Below are 20649 nucleotides of genomic sequence, written 5' to 3' on the forward strand. Positions count from 1 at the left end.
GACGCCGCCGCGCCGGGTCGCGGCGGCGGGGTTACCGTCGGCGGCATGGACGGTGATCGCCGGCGGTGGCGCCAGTGCCTGCTCGGCGGGGCCGTTTTCGCCGTGTGCATGGCGGGCACCACGCTGCCCACCCCCCTGTACGGGCTCTACCAGGAGAAGTTCGGGTTCTCCGAGCTGGTGGTGACCGTCGTGTACGCCGTGTACGCCTTCGGGGTGATCGGCGTACTGCTGCTGGCGGGCAACGCCTCGGACACCGTCGGCAGGCGGCCCGTGCTGCTGGCCGGCCTGGCCTTCTCGGCGGCGAGCGCCGTCTGCTTCCTGTGCGCCACCGGCATGGGCTGGCTGTACGCGGGCCGGCTGCTGTCGGGGCTGTCCGCCGGGCTGTTCACCGGGGCCGCCACCGCCTATGTGATGGAACTGGCGCCGAGCGGCGGCGCCTCGCGGGCCACGTTCGTGGCGACGGCCGCCAACATGGGCGGGCTGGGCTGCGGCCCGCTGCTCGCCGGGGTGCTCGCGCAGTACGCCGCCTGGCCGCTGTACCTGCCGTTCGCCGTGCATCTCGCGCTGGTGGCGGTCTCGGCCGTGGTCCTGGCACGGCTCCCCGAGACCGTGCGCGACCGGCAGCCGCTGAGTGCGGTGCGGCCGCAGCGGCCCGGCCTGCCCGCGCAGGTGCGGTCGGTGTTCGTGCCCGCGGCGATCGCCTCCTTCGTGGGCTTCGCGCTGTTCGGCGTGTTCACCTCGGTCAGCCCGGCCTTCCTCGCGCAGTCCCTGGACGTGCACAACCACGCGGTGAGCGGGCTGATCGTCGCGCTGGCCTTCTTCGCCTCGACCGCCGGACAACTGGCGGTCGGCCGCGTGGGGGTGCGCCGGTCACTGCCGCTGGGCTGTGCGGGACTGCTCGCCGGGCTGGCCCTGCTCGCGGGCGCGCTGTGGTGGGACCTGCTGGCGCTGGTGGTGGCGAGCGCCGTCGTCGGCGGGGCCGGGCAGGGGCTGGCGTTCCGCGGGGCGCTGGCCACGGTGGCCGCGGCCTCGCCGCCGGACCGGCGCGCGGCGGTGATCTCGATGCTGTTCGTCGTGGCGTACACGGGCATCTCGCTGCCGGTGATCGGGGTGGGGCTCCTGGTGGCCCCGATCGGTCTGGAGGGTGCCGGGCTGGTGTTCATCGCCTGCATGGCCGTCCTGGTCACGGCCGCGGCCGGCTACCTGCTGCGCCGGCCCGCGCGGGCGAGCGCCTGAGCGCGGGCATGGGCCCCGTACGGCGGCCGCCGCGCGTCACCCCGGCCGGCCCCGGCCGCTCAGCTCGTCGCCGAGCGGGCTGCGGCGGTAGAGGACCTGCCGTCCGTGGCGCGCCCGGGAGACGAGGCCGGTGGCGTACAGCACGCCCAGGTGCTGGGAGACGGCGCTCGCGGTGACCCCGAGACGGCGGGCCAGCTCGACGGTAGGCAGCGGCTCGTCGAGCAGGCCGAGCAGTCTCGCCTTGGGCGCGCCCAGCAGGGACACCAGGGCGGCCGTCCCGGCGACCGGCTCGCGCACCCAGAGGGTCGCCACGCCGCGGCTCGGGTACGCCAGCGTCGGCGCCTCCTCGGGACTGACCGGAGGTGCGGGCTTGTGCGCGAACACCGACGGTACGAGGAGCAGCCCACGGCCGGACGCCACGACGCGGTGCCGGCTGACCATCTGTCCGATGTGCAGCACGCCGTCGTGCCACCGCAGGTTCGGGTGGATGTCGGCGAAGAGGAGGCGGGCCCCGCCCATGGCCAGCTGCCGCGCGCGGTAGGTCATGTCGGCCTCCAGCAGGAGGCGCATCCGCGGCCACATCGGCCGGACGGCGGCCTCCCAGTACCGGCGCAGCAGCGCGCAGAGGGCGTCGCGGAGTGCGACGACGGGCCCGTCGTCGGGGGCGAGGGCGGCGAGCAGCGGGGGCGGGAGCGGGTCCGGGGCGTGCGCGGCCAGCAGATCGCGGCGGACCAGGCCGGGGGGCGTCCGGCCGACGGTGGCCAGTTCCTCCTCGAAGGAGGGGGCGAAGCTCGCGGGCCGCGGGGTGAGGAAGTCGGGCAGGGTGCGCCGTACCGCGACCACGGACATCAGCAGTTCGGTGTCGAGCCCGTCGAGTGCGCCCGGCACGCCCGGTGCGCCGAGGACGGACCTGCGCCACGGGAGGTGCAGGGCGGAGAGCCCGGGCTCGCGCAGCACGCGCAGGCTGAGCACGGTCTCGTACAGGGGGGAGAGCGCGAACCGGGTGTCGGCGAGGTCCTCGACGCCGAGCTCGAAGCTGATCATCAAGGCATACGCTACATCGATTGTCGCGGGCGGTGACGTGCCGTGAACTCCCCCCATGACAACTCCCCGCATGCCGGACGCCGTTCACCCGGGGTCCGGGATGAGCCGCCGGCTGCTCCTGCTCCTCACCCTGACCTGCGCCGTCGGCGTGGGCACCGTCTACTTCCCGCAGGCAGTCAGCCCGCTGGTCGTCACGGCCCTGCACGTGTCCCCCGGCTCCGCCGCCCTCGTGGTGACCGCGGTCCAGATCGGTTACACGGCCGGGATCTTCCTGCTGGTGCCGCTCGGCGACCGGCTTCCGCACCGCCCGTTCCTCGTCACCCTGCTCGCCGTGACCGGCGCCGGCCTGCTGGCCGCGGGCTGCTCGCCGGGGCTGGCGCCGCTCCTGGCCGCCTCGGCCGTCGTCGGTGTGACGACCGTGGCCGCGCAGGTCATCGGTCCGCTGGCGGCCGGTCTGGTGGCCGCCGACCGCCGGGGAGCCGTACTGGGCACCTTGCTGAGCGGTTCGACCGGGGGCATGCTGCTGGCCCGCACCTTCGGCGGGACGCTCGGTGAACGGCTGGGGTGGCGGGCCCCCTACCTGGCGGCCGGGGCCGTGGCCCTGCTGCTGGCCGTCGTCCTGGCCCGCGCCCTGCCGGTCACCACCCCGACCTCGCGCCGGCCGTACCGGGCACTGCTGGCCGAGCCGCTGCGCCTGCTGCGCACCGAGCCGGAACTGCGCCGCTCCTGCCTCTACCAGGCGGCCGTCTTCGGTGCCTTCTCGGCGGTCTGGACGTGCCTGGCGCTGCTGCTCACCGGACCGGCCTACGGCCTGGGCGCCGACGCGGTGGGGATGCTCGCCCTGGTGGGAGCGGTGACCATGCTGTGCACCCCGTACGCCGGGCGCCTGGTGGACCGCTCGGGGGCGGACCGGGTGAGCCTCGGCTGCCTGCTCGGCGTCCTCGTCTCGGCCGCGGTCCTCGCGGCGGGCGCCGGCGGCGGGACGGCGGGGCTGGCCGCGCTGGCGGGCGGCACGCTGCTGCTCGACGTCTCGATGCAGTCCGGCATGGTCGCCAACCTGGCCCGGGTGTACGCCGTGCGGCCCGATGCCCGCAGCCGGCTCAACACCGCGTACATGACCTGCGCGTACCTGGGCGGCAGCGGCGGGTCCTGGCTGGGCGTACGGATCTACGGCCTGGCCGGCTGGCAGGGTGTGTGCGCGCTCGTGGCCCTGCTCGCCGTGATCGCCCTGGCCCGGCATCTCGCGGCGCCGCACGGGCCGGGCGCACGACAGGCGGGAGGCGATGGGCGGGGCGTCCCGGTGCCGGTCGGCATCGGGGGCCCGCCCACCACCGCCCCGCCTGTCGGATCAGCCGGTCGAACGGTGTGACGGTGGTGCGGCGGATCAGACCGCCGGAACCGGGTAGGTCGGGTACTCGACGCCGGACACGTGCTGGACCACACGGATGACCTGGCAGGAGTAGCCGAACTCGTTGTCGTACCAGAGGTAGAGGATGGCGTTGTCGCCGTCCACCTTGGTGGCGCCCGCGTCGACGATCGAGGAGTGGCGCGAACCGACGAAGTCCATGGAGACCGCGTCGGGAGCCGTGGTGAAGTCGATCTGGCGCTTGAGCGGCGAGTGCAGCGAGACGTCGCGGAGGTAGTCGAGGACCTCTTCGCGGGTGGTCTCACGGCCCAGGCGCAGGCTCAGGATGGCGATCGAGACGTCCGGGACGGGGACGCGGATCGAGCTGCCGGTGATCGGCGCCTTCAGGTCCGGCAGCGCCTTGGCGACGGCGGAGGCGGCACCGGTCTCGGTGATGACCATGTTCAGCGGCGCGGAGCGGCCACGACGGTCGGCCTTGTGGTAGTTGTCCAGCAGGTTCTGGTCGTTCGTGAACGAGTGGACGGTCTCCACGTGACCGCGCAGGACACCGTACTCGTCGTCCATGGCCTTGAGCGGCGGGACGATCGCGTTGGTGGTGCAGGAGGCGCAGGACAGGATCTGCTCGTCCGGCTTGATGGTGTCGTGGTTGACGCCGTGGACGATGTTCGGGACGTCGCCCTTGCCCGGGGCGGTCAGGACGACCTTGTCGATGCCGGGGCGCAGGTGCTTGGACAGACCCTCGCGGTCGCGCCACTTGCCCGTGTTGTCGATGAGGATGGCGTCCTTGATGCCGTGCTCGGTGTAGTCCACCTCGGACGGGTCGTTCGCGTAGATCACCTTGATGGCGTTGCCGTTGGCGATGATCGTGCTGTTCGCCTCGTCGACGGTGATCGTGCCCTGGAACTGGCCGTGGATCGAGTCGCGGCGCAGCAGCGAGGCGCGCTTGACCAGGTCGGCCTCGCCGCCCCCGCGGACGACGACGGCGCGCAGGCGCAGGCCGTTGCCGGAGCCGGCCTTCTCGATCAGCAGGCGGGCGACGAGGCGGCCGATGCGGCCGAAGCCGTACAGGACGACGTCGCGGCCGTCGCCACGCTCGATCTTGTTCTCGCCGGTGGCGCCGACGACGGCCTCGGCGGTGAACTCGGCCACCGAGAGGCCGCGGTCGTCGCTCTTGTACTCCGCGGCGAGCATGCCGATGTCGATCTGGGACGGGCCGAGATCGAGGGTGGTGAGCACCTGCAGGAACGGCAGCGTCTCGGTGACCGAGAGCTCCTCACCGTCGATCTGCCGGGCGAATCGGTGGGTCTTGAGGATGCTGACCACCGACTTGTTCACCAGGGAACGGCTGTGGAGCAGGATCGTGACGTCCCGCTCCCGGTGCAGCTTCCCGATGATCGGGATCATCGACTCCGCGATCTCCTCGCGGTTCTTCCAGCTGGTGAACGAGTCCTCATTGACAGTCACAGGATTATCTTTCGAGCTAGGCGGTGCTCATATGCTAACCCGCCGCCGTTTTGGCCACTTAAGCGGTACCCACCGTGTCGGGAACGGGCACTATGTGACATGAATTTGTACGTTTTTTCAATGGTTTGCCGCCGGAACGTGTCTCAGAACCTGTGGCGGAGCCTCATGCCGAGCGGGCGGCCGTCGGGGTCGACGAGCAGGTGGTGCAGGGGGGTCGCGAGCACCCGCCGGGTCGCGGGCAGGTCCGGGGACTCGTAGCGGCGCAGCCGTCCGGGCGGCCGCGGACCGGGGCGGCCGCCCGCATACCAGGCGTCCAGGGCTGCCGCGCTCGCGGCGAAGGCATCGAAGGCGGACACCGGGTCGCACAGCTCGTCCGCCGCCCCGGCCTCGGTGTGCTCGCCCATGAGCTCCAGGCGCAGCTCCCGGGCGAAGGCTCGCGCGCCGTCCCCCAGCCTTCCCGGATCGGCCGGCGGCCGCGGGTCCGGCCGCTCGTCGTACACGGCGCAGCCCAGCTCGGAATCGTGCGTCCACGAACGGAGGTTGATGTTGTCGGAGCCGACCGAGGCCCACACGTCGTCGATCACGCACACCTTGGCGTGGACGTAGACCGGCGTTCCCGCCCGGTTCTCCAGGCCGTACACCGCGACCCGGTCTCCGCCGGCCCGTCGCAGCTCCTCCAGGGCCGTGATCCGCCCGATCAGGTTCATCGGCAGGGTGAGCGGGCCGTCCTCCTCCGGGATGCTGGGGACGACCGCGATCAGCCGCAGCCGCGGGTGATCGCGCAGCGCCCGGGCGAAGCGGTCCACCACCCGGGGCGACCACAGGTACTGGTCCTCCAGGTAGATCAGCGCCCGGGCCCGCCGCACGGCCTTGGTGTACCCCCGCGCGATACTGCGCTCCCCGTCGGGGGCGAAGGGGTAGCCGCGCAGCAGCCGGTTCGGATAGGTCCGCAGCAGTTGGACGGTGTGCGTGCCGCAGGATGCCGGATCGGGTGTCTGCGGTGGCAGCGGATCCGCGCTGACGTCCTCGCGGTGCATCAGCTCCCGCAGGCGGGTGAGCGGGCTCCGGCTGAGCGGGGCCGGATCCTCCCAGCGCTCGCGGAAGACGGCCTCGACATCGCCCACCACCGGCCCGCGCAGGGCGAGCTGGACGTCGTGCCACGGCGGGTGCGGCCCGTAGGCGGCGGCGAGGGGCAGCGACTGACGGTCACCGCGGTGCGAAGCGTCGTCGTTGCGGTTGCGACAGAGGTCGATCCCGCCGACGTAGGCCACGTCGAGCTCCGGACGGCCGGGGTGGCGCAGCACGACCAGTTTCTGGTGGTGGGAGCCGCCGGGCCGCACGCGCATGTCGAGCAGGCACTCACCGCCGGCCCGCGCGAGCTCCTTGCCGAGGTGGAGGTTCTCCTCTTGGCTGAAGTGAAGACCGTCCAGGTGGGACCGCCACAGCAGGCCCTTGACGATGACGCCGCGCTCGGCCGCCCGGCACAGGACGGAGCCGATCTCGGTGCCGGGTCCGGCGAGCCGCTCCTCGGGGTCGCCGCGCCAGTCGGTGAACAGGAGCAGGTCGCCGGGGCCCATCGCGCGAACGGCGGCCAGGAGCTCCGCGAAGTAAACGGCTCCGTGGACCAGGGGCCGTACGTGGTTGCCGGTGGACCAGGCGGTGCCGTCGGGCCGGCGCCGGTCCAGGCGTGTCGCCGGGTTGCCCCGTTCACCGGGTTCGAGAAGCCAGTCGGCGCGCGTCATGACTCCGGCCCTCCGATCGCTCTGGAGTACCGCAGTCCCAGGCTAGGCCCCCGGGCCGGGACCCGCTCAGCGCACGGGTTCGGCCGCGGCTCCGCCGGCCGCGCCCGGCCGGGCGGCGGCTTCGCGGGCGCGGCCGGGCCCGCGGAGGACCACGTCGGCCATCCGCCGCTCAGGGCCGCTCCGGCGCAGGTGGCGGTAGCCGAGGAAGGCGGCAGGGCCGAAGAACACCTGGGCCGGGACGAGGGCCGGCGCGTGGCCGGTGGCCGCGGCGAGGACGTGCAGCGTGGCGACCGGGGCCACCGCGCCGAAGAGGGTGACCAGCGCGATCCCGGTCCGCAGCCCCGGCTTCCCGTACGCCTTGTAGGCGGTGGTGGTGAACAGGGCGTACGCCAGCAGGTCGCCCATGCCGACCACCGCCCCCAGGTCCTCGCCGATGCGCAGACCCGCGGCGGGGGCGTACGGATACCCCTGGATGGCGTCGGACAGCTGCTGGGTGAGCGGTACGACCCAGGCGAAGAAGGCGTCGTAGGCGGTGAGCGCGAGCAGGAACCACGCGACGTTCTTCAGCCGCATGCCACCCTGCACGTTGAGGTTCGTGGCGGAGACGACGATCAGTGCGACGACGATGCTGTTCGCCACCCAGTACGGCGGCGCGGTCTCGCCGAAGGCCAGGTGCGAGACGAGGACGCTCGCGATCAGGACGGCGATCAGCGCCCAGCGAAGCCGGCCGTTCCCGATCACGGGCTGGTAGCCGACGGACAGTCCGCCCGCGAAGACGAGGGCGAGCACCACCGGGAGGACCGCTCCGGGCAGCGTCAGGTAGATGTACGGCAGCGCCAGGACGAAGCCCATCATCATGAAGATGTCGCTGCCGTTGAAGACGCCGACGGGCGGCCTCGGGGTGCGTACGGCACGGAAGTAGGCGATCGCACCGGCGCACACCCCGACCGCCAGGGCGATGGTGACCGCGAGCTGGAAGAAGACGCTCATGCGTGGCTCCGGGTGAAGGTGTGCTCCGACAGGTCGCAGCGGAGGGGGAAGAGGCGCGCGGCCTCCTCCGCGTCCACCGGCAGGACCGTGACGCGGGCGTCGACGCCCTGGGCCCGCAGCCGCTCGGTCACCTCCGCCTCGGTGACCTCCTTGGAGGCGACCTCCACGTGGAGCCGGCCGTCGGCCCCGACCTCGGCCCGGTGGCGCAGCGGGAACGGCAGGCCGGGGGTGCCGTCCAGCGCCTCCAGGATGTCGCGCGGGGTCACGATGCCGTCGACGGTGCGGTGCAGTGTGCCCGCCTTGCCGAGGATGTGGGAGACGGCGGGCACGGCCGCCAGCTCGCAGTCCGGTTCGCCGTCCAGGGTGCGGACCACGTCACCGGTGTTGTAGCGCAGGACGGGCATGCACTCCCGGTAGGGGAAGTAGGGGGTGACCGTCAGTTCGCCGAGCCGGCCGGGGCCGGCGGGCTCACCGGTCACCAGGTCGAGCACCTCGGTGTAGCCCATGTTGGGGTCGATGTGGAGGTGCCGCTCGCTGCAGGTGCGGCCGCCGACCGGCAGCAGTTCGGTCATACCGAAGGCGTCGCCGACGGTCGGGGCGCCGAAGGTCTCGCGCAGGGCGTCCGACAGGGCCCGCGACAGCATCTCCCCGCCGGCGTAGATCGCGCGCAGCGCGAAGTCGCCGGGTCCGCAGCCGCGTTGCCGGGCGGCGGTGACCATCTGCCCGAGGTAGCTGGGATTGCCGGTGAGGATGGTGGGCCGGGTACCACCGACCTCGGTCAGCAGGTGCCCGACGGACTCGTCCGGCGGGATCTGCCCCACGACGTGGCACGAGGCGTTTGCGAGCCGGCACACCTCGACGTCCTCCTGCACGGCGGCCGTCGCCCTGGAGCTGAGGTTGATCTGCATCCGGTCGCCGGGCCCGAGATCGCCGCGCAGCACCAGGGACAGCGCGATCAGCGCGGGCCACAGTTCCATCTCGTAGCGGGAGAGCCAGATCTGCACGGGGCGGCCGGTGGTACCGGTCGTCTGGGTCGCCAGGTAGGGGGTTCCGCACAGGAAGTCGGCGGGGCGTTCGACGAGGTCGGCCTTGCGGGTCACCGGGATCGCGGTGAGCGTCGCGGCGCTCACGCCGTCGAGGTCGAGGCCGGCGAGCCGCTCCCGGTAGAAGGGCGAGCTCTTGGCGAGCCTGCGTACGGTCCTCCGGAGCGCGCGGTCCTGCAGGTCCCTGCGCTCCGCGGGATCGGCGAACGGTCCGTCGGCCAGTTCGTCGACGTCGTCGCCGAGCGAGCCGAACTCCTCCAGTGTGAGGAGGGCGTCGGCGACCAGTCGCTCGACGGCCCGTACGTTCAGCCGCCGGCCGAACACCATCGCCATGGCCACCCGTACCTGGCGGACACCGGTCTCCAGCACTCATGCCTCCCTGGGGCGTGGCGGAGGGGTGGGAGCGACGCGCCGCTCCCACCCCTCACTTCTTCGTCAGCTGGCGGAACAGGTGGCGAAGAAGACCGCCGTCATGGCGCCCATGACGTACTTGAACTGCTTGGCGCTCGTCTTGATCGCGCTCATCGGATCCTCCTTGTTCGTTCCGGGCGGACGGTCCGTCAGGCTCCTCCGAAGTCGCCGTAACGTTCCGTCACTTGGACGAGAGCACAATGGCGCGATCGGATCGCGCGGGCAATGATCTGGTCCATTCAACGGACCGGTGAACGGGGGAAGGCACCACCGATACCTCCGACGAGCCGGTGCGAACGGGGAGTTCTGGTTTCCGTCCGACCGACGGGGCCAGGCGTGAAAGGGGGACCGCCCATGGCCAGATCCGGCGCAGAGGGGCGGGGCGTACTGGAAGGTGCGTTCGCGTTGATGGAGGTGCTCGCCGAGGGCGAGGAAGTCGGGCTGACCCGCCTGGCGACGGACGCGGAGCTGCCGAAGGCCACCGCCCACCGGCTGCTGGGCCAGCTGGTGGCCCTGGGCGCGGTGCAGAGCCGCTCCGGCCGCTACCGGCTCGGGGCGAGGGCCTTCCGCCTGGGACAGGCATGGCACCCGGCGCGGGCGCTGCGCGCGGCATCGGCCCGGCCGCTGCGTGAGCTCGCCTCGGCGAACGGCCGGCTGACCCTCAGCCTGTCGGTCGCGGAGGCGGGGCAGACGATCGTCGTCGCGGGTCTGCGCGGCGAGGCGGACGACGTCTTCGCGCTGAGACCGGGCGTCGTGCTGCCGCCCGGGAGCGCGGCCGAGCTGATCCTGGCGGCTTCCGCACCGGTGGCGGAGCCGCCCGAGGGGCGGACGGCGGCCTCCTGGGCCCGTGAGGTCGCCCAGGCCAGGGAGCGAGGGCTCGCCTTCCGGTACGGGGAGTGCGTGCCCTCGCTCTCGTGCGTGTCGGCGCCGGTGCTCTCCGCGTCCGGGCAGGTGCTCGCCGCCGTGGCGGCGAGCAGCCCGGACGCCGGGCAGATCACCTCACTGGGCGGGTCCGTGGCCCGGGCGGCGGCGATGATCAGCGCGAACCTGTCCCGCCGGCCTGCCGCCGGGGCCCGGCCGCACCGCGAGTGGCCCGCCCTGCCTCCGGGCCCCCGGGCCGCGCACCCCGCCCTGGCGGGTCCGCGCTAGCAGGCGCCCCGGCGACGAGGAGGGCCGTTCCGGATTCCTCCGGAACGGCCCCCTCCTGCGGTCGGAGTGCCGACGGAGGGTGATCGTGCCACGCTGAATCGGGGGAACGCCGACTCCGGCGCGCCGGATCGGCTCTGCCACCGAGGAGACCGACATGGCCAGTGACGCCGGCAGGGCCCGGACCAGTCAATCGCAGCCCAGCGCCTGGACTGCGCCCACATCGGGTACGACCATCACGGCAGGCGCTCTGATGGTCTTCGCGGGCGCGATGGCGATCTTCGAAGGGATCGCGTCCCTCGCGAGGGACGACCTGATCGTCGTGACGCGGCACTACGTGTTCGAGTGGAGCGTGACGGGCTGGGGCTGGGTCCACCTGATCCTGGGCATCGCCCTCGTCCTCGCCGGCTGCGCCGTCTTCACCGGAGCCCTGTGGGCGCGCTTCTTCGGCGTGGCCATCGCCGGTCTCGGCGCGATCGCCAATTTCCTGTGGCTGCCGTACTACCCGTGGTGGGCCGTGATCCTGATCGCCGTCAACCTGTTCGTGGTCTGGGCACTGTGCGCGGGCATGCAACGGGAGGCCGACGTGGGCATGACCGCCTGACCTGGGGGTGTCCGGCCAGAACACCCCGGGCAAGCCGGAAAACGATCGAAGGGCCGCTTCGGATTGCTCCGAAGCGGCCCTTCGATCTACGACTCTCACGAGTCGGGACGACAGGATTTGAACCTGCGACCCCTTGACCCCCAGTCAAGTGCGCTACCAAGCTGCGCCACGTCCCGATGCGCGCTGACCTGGGCTTTCCCCTGGTTGAACGCGCAGGAGAACGATACCGCACTTCGCGGGGTGGTTGCGCGCACCTTTTCCGTCTCCGGGTCCGCGCGGCCGTGTCGCCGCCTTCAGCCCGTGTCCACGGTCAGCTCCGGATGCGCGGCGATCAGGCGCTCGGGCGCCGCCTGGAGCCAGGAATCGGTCAGGATCGAGCGCAGCTCGGCCGTGTCGCGCACGGCCGCGAGCCGGACCCGGATCCAGGCGTAGTTGTCGTCGTGGCCCGCCCGCAGGAAGAACTTCCCGGGCTCCGCAGCGATCAGCTCGGCCCGGTCCTCCTTGGGACACTTCACCCCGATCGAGGTGTCGTCGTCGGCGAGCGAGACGAAGATCTTCCCGCCGACCCGGAAGGTCGGCATGCCCCAGGCGGGCTTCTCACTGCTGTCCGGAAGCGACAGCGCGATCAGGCGGACGTCCTGCGCGGTCGTGGCCATCCCCGAGACTCCTCTCCAGCCACCGGTGAACCCCGTCCGACGACCTTAGGCGGTGTCCTGCCCCCGCCGCCGGCAGTGCCGCTCACCCCCGCCGGTCCTCCCGCTCGTGCACCAGCGCCACCAGTTCCGCCGCGAGCGCCTTCACGGTGGCGAGTCCCTCCGTCCCCCATCGCCGGGGCACCACGTCCACCGCGCACACCGTGCCCAGGACGATGCCGCGCCGGTCCGTCAGCGGAGCGCCCACGTACGACCGCACCCCGCTCTCGTCCACCACCAGGTTGCCCGCGAAGCGCGCGAAGTCCCGTACGTCCTCCAGCACCAGCGCCCGCCGCCGCACCACCACGTGCGGGCAGTAGCCGTGGTCGCGGGCCAGCACCCGCGCCGGGTATCCGCTCGCCGGGGCCTCGGCGGCGTGGTGCAGCCCGGCGAAGAACTGCCGTTCCTCGCCGATGAAGTTGACCCCGGCGTAGGGTGCGCCGAGCACGTCGGCGACGCGCCGCGCGAAGGCGTCCAGTTCGGCGTCCGTACGCTCCCCCAGGCCCAGCTCGCGCAGCCGGACGGCGCGTGCGGGTGCCTCCCGGTCCACCGGCGTGAGCAGCAGGTGTCCGGTCGATTCGTAGTACGTCATGGCGGTTCCCCCGACTCCGAAGACGAAGAGCTGGCTGTGGACGTGCAGAGCAGGTGGCGGACGAGGGCGGCCAGCGCCCCCGTACCGGAGCTCGCGAGGCGCGCGTCGCACCGTACGACGGGCACCTCGGGCCCGATCCCCACCGCCTCGCGGACCTCGTCGGGCCCGTAGCGGTGACCGCCGTCGAACTCGTTGACGGCGACGATGAAGGCGATCCCGCGCCGCTCGAAGAAATCCACGGCGGGGAAGCAGTCGGCCAGGCGGCGGGTGTCGGCGAGCACCACCGCCCCGAGCGCGCCCGCGCACAGCTCCTCCCAGAGGAACCAGAAGCGGTGCTGACCCGGGGTGCCGAAGAGGTAGAGCACGTGGCGCTCGTCCAGGGTGATCCGGCCGAAGTCGAGCGCGACGGTCGTCGTGGTCTTCTCCTCGACGCCGTGCAGCGGGTCGGAGCCCTCGCCGAGTCCGCTGAGCAGTTCCTCCGTACTCAGCGGTTCGATCTCGCTGACCGCGCCCACGAAGGTGGTCTTGCCCGCCCCGAACCCGCCCGCGACCAGGATCTTCAAGGTCGCGGGCGGGGCTCCGGCGGCCGGGGCCGGGGCGGGCGCGGGGGCGTCACAGTCGTTTACGCAGGCCATCGAGCACCGCCAGGAGCAGGGACCGGTCGTCGGCGGCGAACGAGCCGCCGCCCGGGAACCGCGGCGCCTGCGCACAGACGGCCCCGTGTTCCATCAGATCGGACAGCAGCACCTTCACCACGACGGCGGGCAGCCGCAGCTGCCCGGCCACCTCGGCGACGGTGACGGTGGTGGCGCCCGCGCACATCCGCAGTGCGAGCGTGTGCTCCGTCCCGAGCGGGACGTGCGGCCGCACCCCGGTCGCGCTCACCAGCGAGAGCAGGTCGAGCGTGAAGCCCGGCCTGGTCCGTCCCCCGCTGGCGGTGTACGGGCGCATCACGCGGCCCGCCGAGTCGTCGAGCCACGGTGTGTCCCGCCCCTTCGTGTACGCCCCCGTCCCGCGGGCCCTCATCGCTCCACGTCGGCGACGGGCCGCCGCGGCGGGGCCGCGAGGTACGGACGTACGCTCTTGACCAGCATCGCCATCTCGTAGCCGAGCACCCCGGCGTCGGCCTCCCGGTCGGCGAGGACGGCCAGGCAGGTTCCGGATCCGGCCGCCGAGACAAAGACGAGCGCGCTGTCGAGTTCGACCACGACCTGACGCACCTCGGCGCCGTCCGCGAAGCGGGAGCCCGCGCTGCGGCCCAGGGAGTACAGCCCGGAGGCGAGGGCGGCCAGATGGTCGGCGCTGTCGGCGTCCAGCCCGTGCACGCAGGTCACGAGCCCGTCGGCGGTGAGGATCACGGCGCTTCGCGTGTACGGGACGCGCTGCACCAGGCCGCTGAGCAGCCAGTCGAGGTCGGAAAGCCGGCCGCTGGTCTTCGTCGCCACTTCGCCGCCCATGGGGGTGCGCTCCTTGCTGAGGGGGTGAGGGGTCGGGGTCATGCCTGGTTCTCCGACTGGGCCAGGCCGAAGCCCCGTTGGAAGGCGGCCATCAGGCCCGGGTCGTGCACCGGCTGCTCGGGGTCCGCGGCCCGCCGGGGGGCGGGGGCCTCGCGCAGCTGGGGCGCGAGGTGCTCCTGGGCGCGGCGCCGGGGCAGCCGTGGCCGGTCGCCCGCGGCGGGCGCGGCGGGTACGGGATCGGCCGCCGCCGGTTCGGGCGCGGGAGCCGACCAGGCCACCGCACCGGTCGGCGTACCCGGCGCGGGCCCGACCCGGGGATCGGCCACGGGCGCCGACCAGGCCACGGCACCGGGCCCGTCCGTCGCCCCGGACCGGGGCGAGGGCAGGGACGCGGGCCGGGGCTGGGGCCGGGGCTCCGTCCGGGGCCGGGGCACGGGCTGGGGCGCGGGTTCCGACGGGGTCGCCGCGCCCGGACCCGGCCGGGTGCCGGTGCCCGCCACGGGCACGGGGACGGACGGGGCGTGGGACGGGGAGGCGGGTCCGGGAGCGGTGGGGGGAGCCGGTGCGGGATGCGGCTCGGGGTCGGGCGGGGCCGCGGCCCCCGGGCCGCCGGAGGCCTGCCAGGCCTGCGGCAGGGGCGTCGGCAGGGGCATCCGTGCGGGCTCCAGCGGCGGCATCGCCGTCCCGTGACCGGTCCCCCACGAGGTGGCCCGCGAGCCGCCCGCCGCGTCGGCCGCGGTGGGCGGCTCCGCGCCCAGCAGCTCCTGCGGCAGCACCAGCACGGCGAGCACTCCGCCGTAGATGTTGGACTTGAGCTCGACGGCGATCCCGTGCCGACGGGCCAGCGCCGACACCACGAACAGGCCGATCCGGCCGTCCGCTAGCAGGTGCCGGACGCTGATCTGGTCGGGGTCGCCGAGCAGGGCGTTCATCCGGTGCTGCTCCTCGGCCGGCATGCCGAGTCCCCGGTCCTCCACCTCGACCGCGATCCCGGCGGTGACCCGCTCGGCGCGCAGCACCACATCGGTGTCGGGGGCGGAGAAGACCGTGGCGTTCTCGACGAGTTCGGCCAGCAGGTGCACCACGTCCGCGACGGCGTGCCCGCGGACGCTGCCGCCGGCCGGGGGCACGACCTTGACCCGGGTGTACTGCTCGACCTCCGCGACCGAGGAGCGGAGAACCTCGCTCAGGTCGATGGGCCTGGTCCACTGGCGGCGGGACGCGGCGCCGCCCAGCACGGCGAGGTTCTCGGCGTGCCGGCGGATGCGGGTGGCGAGGTGGTCGACGTGGAAGAGCTCCTTGAGCAGGTCCGGGTCCTCGACCGTGTCCTCCAGATCGTCCAGCAGCGAGATCTCGCGGTGCACGAGGGACTGGAGCCGGCGCGCGAGGTTGACGAAGACCTCGACCTTGCGCTCGCTGTCGGTCGGGGCGGCCGGTCCGGCCAGCCGCAGGAGGGTCGTGTGCGCCTCTTCGCGGGCGCCCCGCAGCTCCTGGGAGAGCAGCCAGAACTCGTCCACCCCGGCCGGATCCCCGCCGGTCAGCGGCGAGCTCGGCCCTCCGCGCACCGGGCGGGGCGGGGTCTCGCCCCGTTCCAGCCGGTCCGCGGCCGTGCGCAGCTCGCCCCGGCCGCGCACACTGGAGCGGCGCAGTGCCTCGCACCGGTCCCGTACGGCCTTGGCGGCGCGCTGGGCGCCGAGCAGGGCCGCGGCGAGGGCGCCGACCACGAGGAGGGCGCAGCCGGTGAGCACCGGCCACAGCCGGGCGTCGCGGTCGCCGGCTCCCCCGCCGAGCTGGAGGGTGAAGATCACCGCGGCCGCGCCGCTGAGCCCCGCGGCTAGTGTGGGCAGTACGGCGGCGCGCACCAGCAGAGGGCGTATCTGCCGGCCGGGACCCGTGACGGCGTGTCTCGACGGGGCATGGCGGGCGGCGCGGAGTCCGGACATCTGCGTCCTCGGTACGTGGGGCCCGGCCCCCAGCGTTCCCGGGGCCCGGTGTTGATCACCGAATACCCACGCTAGACCCCATCGCAGCACCTCGGAGCGCCAGTTGGCGAACTTCGCCCGGGTGCTTCCCGCTCCCGGTGGAGCGCTCGTACAGCAGCCCGAATGCGCCGGCCGGGCCCTGCGGACCGCCCCGGCGGCGCCCCACGGCGGCCGGGCGGCCGCCGGCGCCACCACGGGCCGCGCGGAGCTCCGTACGGGTCGGACGGGAACCGACTCCCGCTGTCGGCGACCGAGGCGCCCCTCGTCTCCATCGGCGTCACGATCCAGGCCCCGGATGTGCCGGGCCGCCCGTTCCTGCCCCGGTGCCGTGCGCTACGAGCCGACGGACTCCGGCTTCTCCCGGCCGTCGACGGCCGCCGACGCCACCCGGGCAGCTGTCGCCGCCGCTCCGCCCGCCCCGAGCGGCGCCGTGGACGTGCGGCCGTCGACAGGGCCGCCCGCCGCCCTTCCGCCGACGAACGGCCGCCACCACGGTGCGGTGGGTGCGTCCGCCGAGCCGGGCTCGAAGGGCTGTCCCGGGATGGGGAGGGCGATGGCCGCGTCCGCGTTCTTCGACGCGGCCAGCGTGCCTTCGCCCGGCTCGTCCCACGGGTGCAGGGCCAGGTTGAAGGTGCCCCAGTGGATCGGCAGCATCGTCCCGTGAGGAATGCCGCCCTGCAGGTCGAGGTGGGCGCGCATGCCCTCCTCGGGCGTCATGTGGATGTCGGGCCAGTACTCCGAGTAGGCGCCGATCTGGATCATGGTGGCGTCGAAGGGCCCGTGCTCGGCGCCGATCTCCTCGAAGCCCGGGAAGTAGCCGGTGTCCCCGCTGTGGTAGATCCGGTGCTCGTCGCCCGCGACGACCCAGGACGCCCACAGGGTGTGCTGCTGGTTGCGCAGGCCGCGGCCGCAGAAGTGGCGGGCGGGGGTGGCCGTGAGCGAGAGACCGGCGATCTTGGTGCTCTCGTTCCAGTCCAGCTCGCGCAGCCGGTCGGCCGGTACGCCCCAGCGTTCCAGGTGCGCGCCGACGCCCAGCGGGACGGCGAAGACGGTGTCCGTACCGGCCAGTGCCTTGATCGTCGGCAGGTCGAGGTGGTCGTAGTGGTCGTGCGAGATGACCACGACGTCGACCGTGCCCAGCGAGGCCAGCGGGACCGGTACCGGGTGCAGCCGCTTGGGACCGGCGAAGGGGAAGGGGGAGCAGCGCTCGCCCCACACCGGGTCGAACAGCACGCGGCGCCCGTCGATCTCCGCGAGCACGCTGGAGTGCCCCATCCAGGTCAGCCGCAGGCCGCTGGCGGGCGGCTTCGCCAGGTCCGCGAGGGTCGTCGGGTGGACCGGGATCGGCGCGGCGGGGCTGCGCCGCACCCGCTGCTCCCGGTGGAAGTAGATCTTGGCGAACTCGGCCATCGACCCCGAGGGCCTGTTCCGGGCCCCGAGCGGGTTCTGGAAGACGCCGTCGGCGAAGTTCGGCGAGCGCTGGATCCGCTCCAGGCGGGCACCGGACGGGTCCGCGCCGAAGGCTTCGGGCCGCAGGGCACGCAGCCGCGGACGCAGGGGACGGGAGCCGGTCAAAGCGCCTCCAGGGAGGATGGGGTCAGGATGGTCGTCGCTCTACGACCATCCCAACGCACACCGGCCCCGAAGGATTCCGCTTCCGGCTCCCGCGCCCACTACAGCGGCAGCAGGTCCGGCCGCTTCGCCTCCACGTGGTCCCCGGAGGACTCCCCCCGCAGCCGCCGGCCGATCCACGGCACGAGGTGCTCGCGCGCCCACTGGATGTTGTCCCGGGTCACGTCCACCGAGCCGCGCGGCCGCTGCGGGGGCCACGGCTGGTCGGGGTCGGCCGGCACGTCCAGTCCGAGCACCTGTGCGGCGCGCAGCGCGACCCGCGTGTGTCCTTCGGGCGAGAGGTGCAGCCGGTCCGTGTCCCAGGCCCGGCGGTCCTGTACGGACTTCAGCGACCAGAGGTCGAGCACCGGGCAGTCGTAGCGGTCGGCGATGGCGCGGACGTGCGCGCTGTACGTCGCCACCTTGCCGCGGAGGTGCTTGAGCACCGGTACGCCCCGCGTGTCGAAGCCTGTGGTGATCATGACCTGGCCCACGGACCCGGTGAGGTCGGCCACGGCCGCCTCGAAGCGCTCCGCCACGTCGTCCGGGTCGGTGCCGGGCCGGATGATGTCGTTGCCGCCCGCACAGAAGGTCACCAGGTCCGGTGCAAGGGCCTTGGCTCTCGGAAGCTGGTCGGCCACGATCTGGTCGAGGAGCTTCCCCCGCACCGCCAGATTCGCATACCGGAAGTCATGCTCTTCGCGCTGATCGGCCAGGAGCACGGCGAGCCGGTCCGCCCAGCCGAGAAAAGAATCCCCGGGTCCCGGGTCCCCCACACCCTCGGTGAAGCTGTCCCCGATCGCCGCGTACGAGCCGATGGTCTTGAGTTTCGTCGTCGTCGCTGCCACGAGAACCCATACTTCACTCCCGTAACCAACCTACGCCAACGTAATGAGGGGTTGACGGACCGTGATCTATACCACGCGAGGGATAAGGAATAAGTACACGTGAGGCCGGGACCCCCCTCGGGTCCCGGCCTCACGCGTGTCGGTGCTCCGGCGGCGGGTGCCGTCAGAGGCTCGCGCCCTTGGAGCGGAGGTAGGCGATCGGGTCCATGTCCGAGCCGTAGGACGGGGTCGTACGGATCTCGAAGTGGAGGTGGGGACCGGTCGAGTTGCCGGTGGAGCCGGAGAGGCCGATGGCCTGCCCGGCGGTGACGCTCTGGCCGGAGGAGACGGAGAGCTGGGACAGGTGGGCGTACTGGGAGTACTTGCCGTCCGCGTGCCGGATGACGATCTCGTTGCCGTACGAGCCGCTCCAGCCGGCGGAGACCACGGTGCCCGCGCCGACGGCCTTGACGGTGGTGCCCATGGAGGCGATGAAGTCGACGCCGGTGTGGTAGCCGGAGGACCACATGCTGCCAGCGACCTTGTACTGGGTGGAGATGCCGCCGCTGACCGGGGCCACGAAGCCGGCGGCCGACTGCGGCGCGGCGGCGGGGGCCTCGGCCTGGGACTCGGCGGCGGCTTCGCGCTGCGCCGGGGCGGCCTGCCCGGCCTGCTTGCGGACCGGCTTCGGCGCGGCCTGCGCGGCCGGCTTCGCGTCGACCTCGGGGGCCGGGGCGGCCTCGGCCTCCGCCTCGGCCGGAGCCGCCTCGGCGGGACCGCCGAGGTGCAGCTTCAGGCCCGGGTGGATCAGCGACGGGTTGCCGCCGACGGCCTCGCGGTTGTCGGCGTACAGCTGCTCCCAGCCGCCGGACAGGTGGCGCTCGGCGGCGATCTTGGAGAGGTAGTCGCCCGGCACGACGGTGTAGACGGTCGGCGCGGCCTGCACGGCGGCGACGGGGGCCGCCTGCAGAGCGGCGGGGGCCTGCGACGCCACCGCGGGGGTCACCGTGGTGGCGGCGGCCGGGGCGCCGGCCGCGTGGGCGCCGGCGGCACCGATCAGCGGCAGTGCGAGGGCCGCGCCACCGGTTCCGGCGACGGCGAAACCGCGGGAAAGGGAAAGGGACTTGGGACGGCGGTGCTTACTCTTTGCAGGCATGACGAATTCCTCTCCGGCGCCTGCGAGGTGAGCTGTCGGGTTCGGACTGGAGATGTCCGGCCGTACATGTACGAGCCATGAACGACTTCACCCCGAGCCGTCCGGGAGAAATGATCTCCGGGCCGGCGGCTTACCTGGTTCCCCCGCTCCTGCCGCGCGAATAGGTCGGATGCGGTTTCCGGGAGGCGGCAGGATTTGGCGGTCCACCCGGATCGATCGCGAAGGTAATCCCTTGCGGCCACGGGGAACAAGCCGTGAATTCCCTGACGGAATAACAGGCATGAGGGAGCGACGGAATTACCGTCACACTCCGTCCATTCGGCACCGCCAACAGCCGCTCCGACGGGGCCATTCACCTTTAACGATCAGGCACTCACGGTCACCGTATGATCTGGCTCACGGGGACGTGCCCGATCTCGCCTCCGGATATGGCAAGTTGGCGCCAAGTAGTGTAATTCGGACAGAGGGCCCACGACGTGGCGGAGGAGTTGCTTTGACCCAGCAGATACAGGAGCCGGAGCTGTCCGGAGTGCGCAATTTCCGCGATGTGGGCGGATTGCCGACTTCTGGCGGCCGAACGGTCAGGACGGGACGACTGTTCCGAAGCGGACATCTCGCGCATGCCACCGAAAGCGACGCAGAATTCCTCGCCTCGCTCGGCCTCCACACCATCTTCGACTTCCGCAACGGCGCCGACCACGCGCTGGAGGGGCCGGACGTCGAGCTGCCGGGCGTGCGGAACGTCAACATCCCGCTCTCCGACCCGGCCGACGGACGGGAGTTCTGGCGACTGGTCCGCGACGGCGACCTCGTCCAGCTGCGTGAGCTCCTGGGCGACGGCAAGGCCGCGGCCCGGATGTCGAACTCGTACCGCGGGATCATCCGGCAGCGCACCGCCGAGCACAGCCGGGTCGTGCACGCCCTCGCCGAGGACAGCGTCCCCGCGCTGATGCACTGCGCGGCAGGCAAGGACCGGGCCGGCCTGTCGATCGCCGTCACCCTGCTCGCGCTGGGCGTCGAGCGCGAGGCGATCGTGGCGGACTACCTGGAGTCGAACGCCCCGCACCGCCGCTACCGCGTGCGCCGCACCGACGAGTCGGAGGGCGCCCGCTCCCCCGAGGTGATGGATCTGCTCGCGCCGCTCTTCGACGCCCGCGCCGAGTACCTGGTGGCCGCCTTCGACACCATCGACGAGATCTGGGGCGGGGTGGACCGCTACCTGGCGGAGGGCCTCGGGCTGACGCCCGAGACCCTCGACCGGCTGCGGGACCGGCTCCTCGCCTGAC

General features: G+C 73.0%; 19 protein-coding genes, 1 tRNA gene and 1 riboswitch. Of the genes, 5 read left to right on the forward strand and 15 right to left on the reverse strand.

Annotated elements, in window-relative coordinates; all coding sequences use genetic code 11:
* Window positions 1-45 precede the first annotated feature (45 nt).
* Window positions 46-1236, forward strand: coding sequence for an MFS transporter (locus KO717_RS05775; RefSeq protein WP_301364779.1), 1191 nt, complete (start codon window positions 46-48; stop codon window positions 1234-1236).
* A 36-nt stretch (window positions 1237-1272) separates the two neighbouring features.
* On the opposite strand, the gene KO717_RS05780 is transcribed toward KO717_RS05775, so the two are convergent.
* Window positions 1273-2280 carry an ArsR/SmtB family transcription factor gene (locus KO717_RS05780; protein ID WP_301364780.1) on the reverse strand — a complete coding sequence of 336 codons (1008 nt, stop codon included), beginning with the start codon at window positions 2278-2280 and terminating at the stop codon, window positions 1273-1275.
* A gap of 55 nt (window positions 2281-2335) precedes the next feature.
* On the opposite strand from KO717_RS05780, the gene KO717_RS05785 reads away from it, so the two are divergent.
* On the forward strand, window positions 2336-3649 hold the full coding sequence (locus KO717_RS05785; RefSeq protein WP_437184472.1) for an MFS transporter: 1314 nt from the start codon (window positions 2336-2338) through the stop codon (window positions 3647-3649).
* A gap of 15 nt (window positions 3650-3664) precedes the next feature.
* On the opposite strand, the gene KO717_RS05790 is transcribed toward KO717_RS05785, so the two are convergent.
* The 4 genes from KO717_RS05790 to KO717_RS05805 form a co-directional block, all read right to left on the reverse strand.
* The gene (locus KO717_RS05790; protein ID WP_301364781.1) at window positions 3665-5110 is read right to left on the reverse strand and encodes a glyceraldehyde-3-phosphate dehydrogenase; all 1446 of its coding nucleotides are present in this window, start codon (window positions 5108-5110) and stop codon (window positions 3665-3667) included.
* A 143-nt stretch (window positions 5111-5253) separates the two neighbouring features.
* Window positions 5254-6852 (reverse strand): phospholipase D family protein, encoded by a 1599-nt coding sequence (locus KO717_RS05795; protein WP_301364782.1) that lies wholly within the window; start codon window positions 6850-6852, stop codon window positions 5254-5256.
* A gap of 66 nt (window positions 6853-6918) precedes the next feature.
* On the reverse strand, window positions 6919-7842 hold the full coding sequence (locus KO717_RS05800; RefSeq protein ID WP_301364783.1) for a hypothetical protein: 924 nt from the start codon (window positions 7840-7842) through the stop codon (window positions 6919-6921).
* A complete protein-coding gene (locus tag KO717_RS05805) occupies window positions 7839-9254 on the reverse strand; it encodes a phenylacetate--CoA ligase family protein (protein ID WP_301364784.1) in 1416 nt (471 codons plus the stop codon). The genes KO717_RS05800 and KO717_RS05805 overlap by 4 nt, the downstream gene beginning before the upstream one ends.
* A gap of 396 nt (window positions 9255-9650) precedes the next feature.
* Here KO717_RS05805 and KO717_RS05810 point away from each other — a divergent pair, with 396 nt between their 5' ends.
* Window positions 9651-10445 carry an IclR family transcriptional regulator gene (locus KO717_RS05810; protein WP_301364785.1) on the forward strand — a complete coding sequence of 265 codons (795 nt, stop codon included), beginning with the start codon at window positions 9651-9653 and terminating at the stop codon, window positions 10443-10445.
* Window positions 10446-10599: 154 nt separating this feature from the next.
* On the forward strand, window positions 10600-11046 hold the full coding sequence (locus tag KO717_RS05815) for a DUF7144 family membrane protein (protein ID WP_301364786.1): 447 nt from the start codon (window positions 10600-10602) through the stop codon (window positions 11044-11046).
* Window positions 11047-11148: 102 nt separating this feature from the next.
* Here KO717_RS05815 and KO717_RS05820 read toward each other — a convergent pair.
* The 10 genes from KO717_RS05820 to KO717_RS05865 form a co-directional block, all read right to left on the reverse strand.
* Window positions 11149-11222, reverse strand: a tRNA-Pro gene (locus KO717_RS05820).
* Window positions 11223-11339: 117 nt separating this feature from the next.
* Window positions 11340-11702 carry an MmcQ/YjbR family DNA-binding protein gene (locus tag KO717_RS05825; protein ID WP_301364787.1) on the reverse strand — a complete coding sequence of 121 codons (363 nt, stop codon included), beginning with the start codon at window positions 11700-11702 and terminating at the stop codon, window positions 11340-11342.
* Window positions 11703-11784: 82 nt separating this feature from the next.
* Window positions 11785-12330 carry a GAF domain-containing protein gene (locus KO717_RS05830; protein ID WP_301364788.1) on the reverse strand — a complete coding sequence of 182 codons (546 nt, stop codon included), beginning with the start codon at window positions 12328-12330 and terminating at the stop codon, window positions 11785-11787.
* Window positions 12327-12965: a GTP-binding protein gene (locus KO717_RS05835; protein ID WP_301364789.1), complete on the reverse strand. Its 639-nt coding sequence runs from the start codon at window positions 12963-12965 to the stop codon at window positions 12327-12329. Before KO717_RS05835 ends, KO717_RS05830 begins: the two co-directional genes overlap by 4 nt.
* Window positions 12943-13356 (reverse strand): DUF742 domain-containing protein, encoded by a 414-nt coding sequence (locus KO717_RS05840; RefSeq protein ID WP_301364790.1) that lies wholly within the window; start codon window positions 13354-13356, stop codon window positions 12943-12945. Before KO717_RS05840 ends, KO717_RS05835 begins: the two co-directional genes overlap by 23 nt.
* Window positions 13353-13787, reverse strand: coding sequence for a roadblock/LC7 domain-containing protein (locus tag KO717_RS05845; RefSeq protein WP_301374381.1), 435 nt, complete (start codon window positions 13785-13787; stop codon window positions 13353-13355). The genes KO717_RS05840 and KO717_RS05845 overlap by 4 nt, the downstream gene beginning before the upstream one ends.
* Before the next feature lie 38 nt (window positions 13788-13825).
* Window positions 13826-15730, reverse strand: a complete 1905-nt coding sequence (locus KO717_RS05850) for an ATP-binding protein (RefSeq protein WP_301364791.1) — start codon at window positions 15728-15730, stop codon at window positions 13826-13828.
* A gap of 372 nt (window positions 15731-16102) precedes the next feature.
* On the reverse strand, window positions 16103-17344 hold the full coding sequence (locus KO717_RS05855) for an MBL fold metallo-hydrolase (protein WP_301364792.1): 1242 nt from the start codon (window positions 17342-17344) through the stop codon (window positions 16103-16105).
* A gap of 98 nt (window positions 17345-17442) precedes the next feature.
* Window positions 17443-18228, reverse strand: a complete 786-nt coding sequence (locus KO717_RS05860; RefSeq protein WP_301364793.1) for an SGNH/GDSL hydrolase family protein — start codon at window positions 18226-18228, stop codon at window positions 17443-17445.
* Window positions 18229-18391: 163 nt separating this feature from the next.
* A complete protein-coding gene (locus KO717_RS05865; protein ID WP_301364794.1) occupies window positions 18392-19363 on the reverse strand; it encodes a M23 family metallopeptidase in 972 nt (323 codons plus the stop codon).
* Window positions 19364-19365: 2 nt separating this feature from the next.
* Window positions 19366-19541, reverse strand: a riboswitch (cyclic di-AMP (ydaO/yuaA leader).
* Window positions 19542-19856: 315 nt separating this feature from the next.
* On the opposite strand from KO717_RS05865, the gene KO717_RS05870 reads away from it, so the two are divergent.
* Window positions 19857-20648, forward strand: coding sequence for a tyrosine-protein phosphatase (locus KO717_RS05870; RefSeq protein WP_301364795.1), 792 nt, complete (start codon window positions 19857-19859; stop codon window positions 20646-20648).
* Window position 20649 lies beyond the last annotated feature (1 nt).

This window comes from Streptomyces xanthophaeus (assembly GCF_030440515.1).
GTDB lineage: Bacteria > Actinomycetota > Actinomycetes > Streptomycetales > Streptomycetaceae > Streptomyces > Streptomyces kutzneri.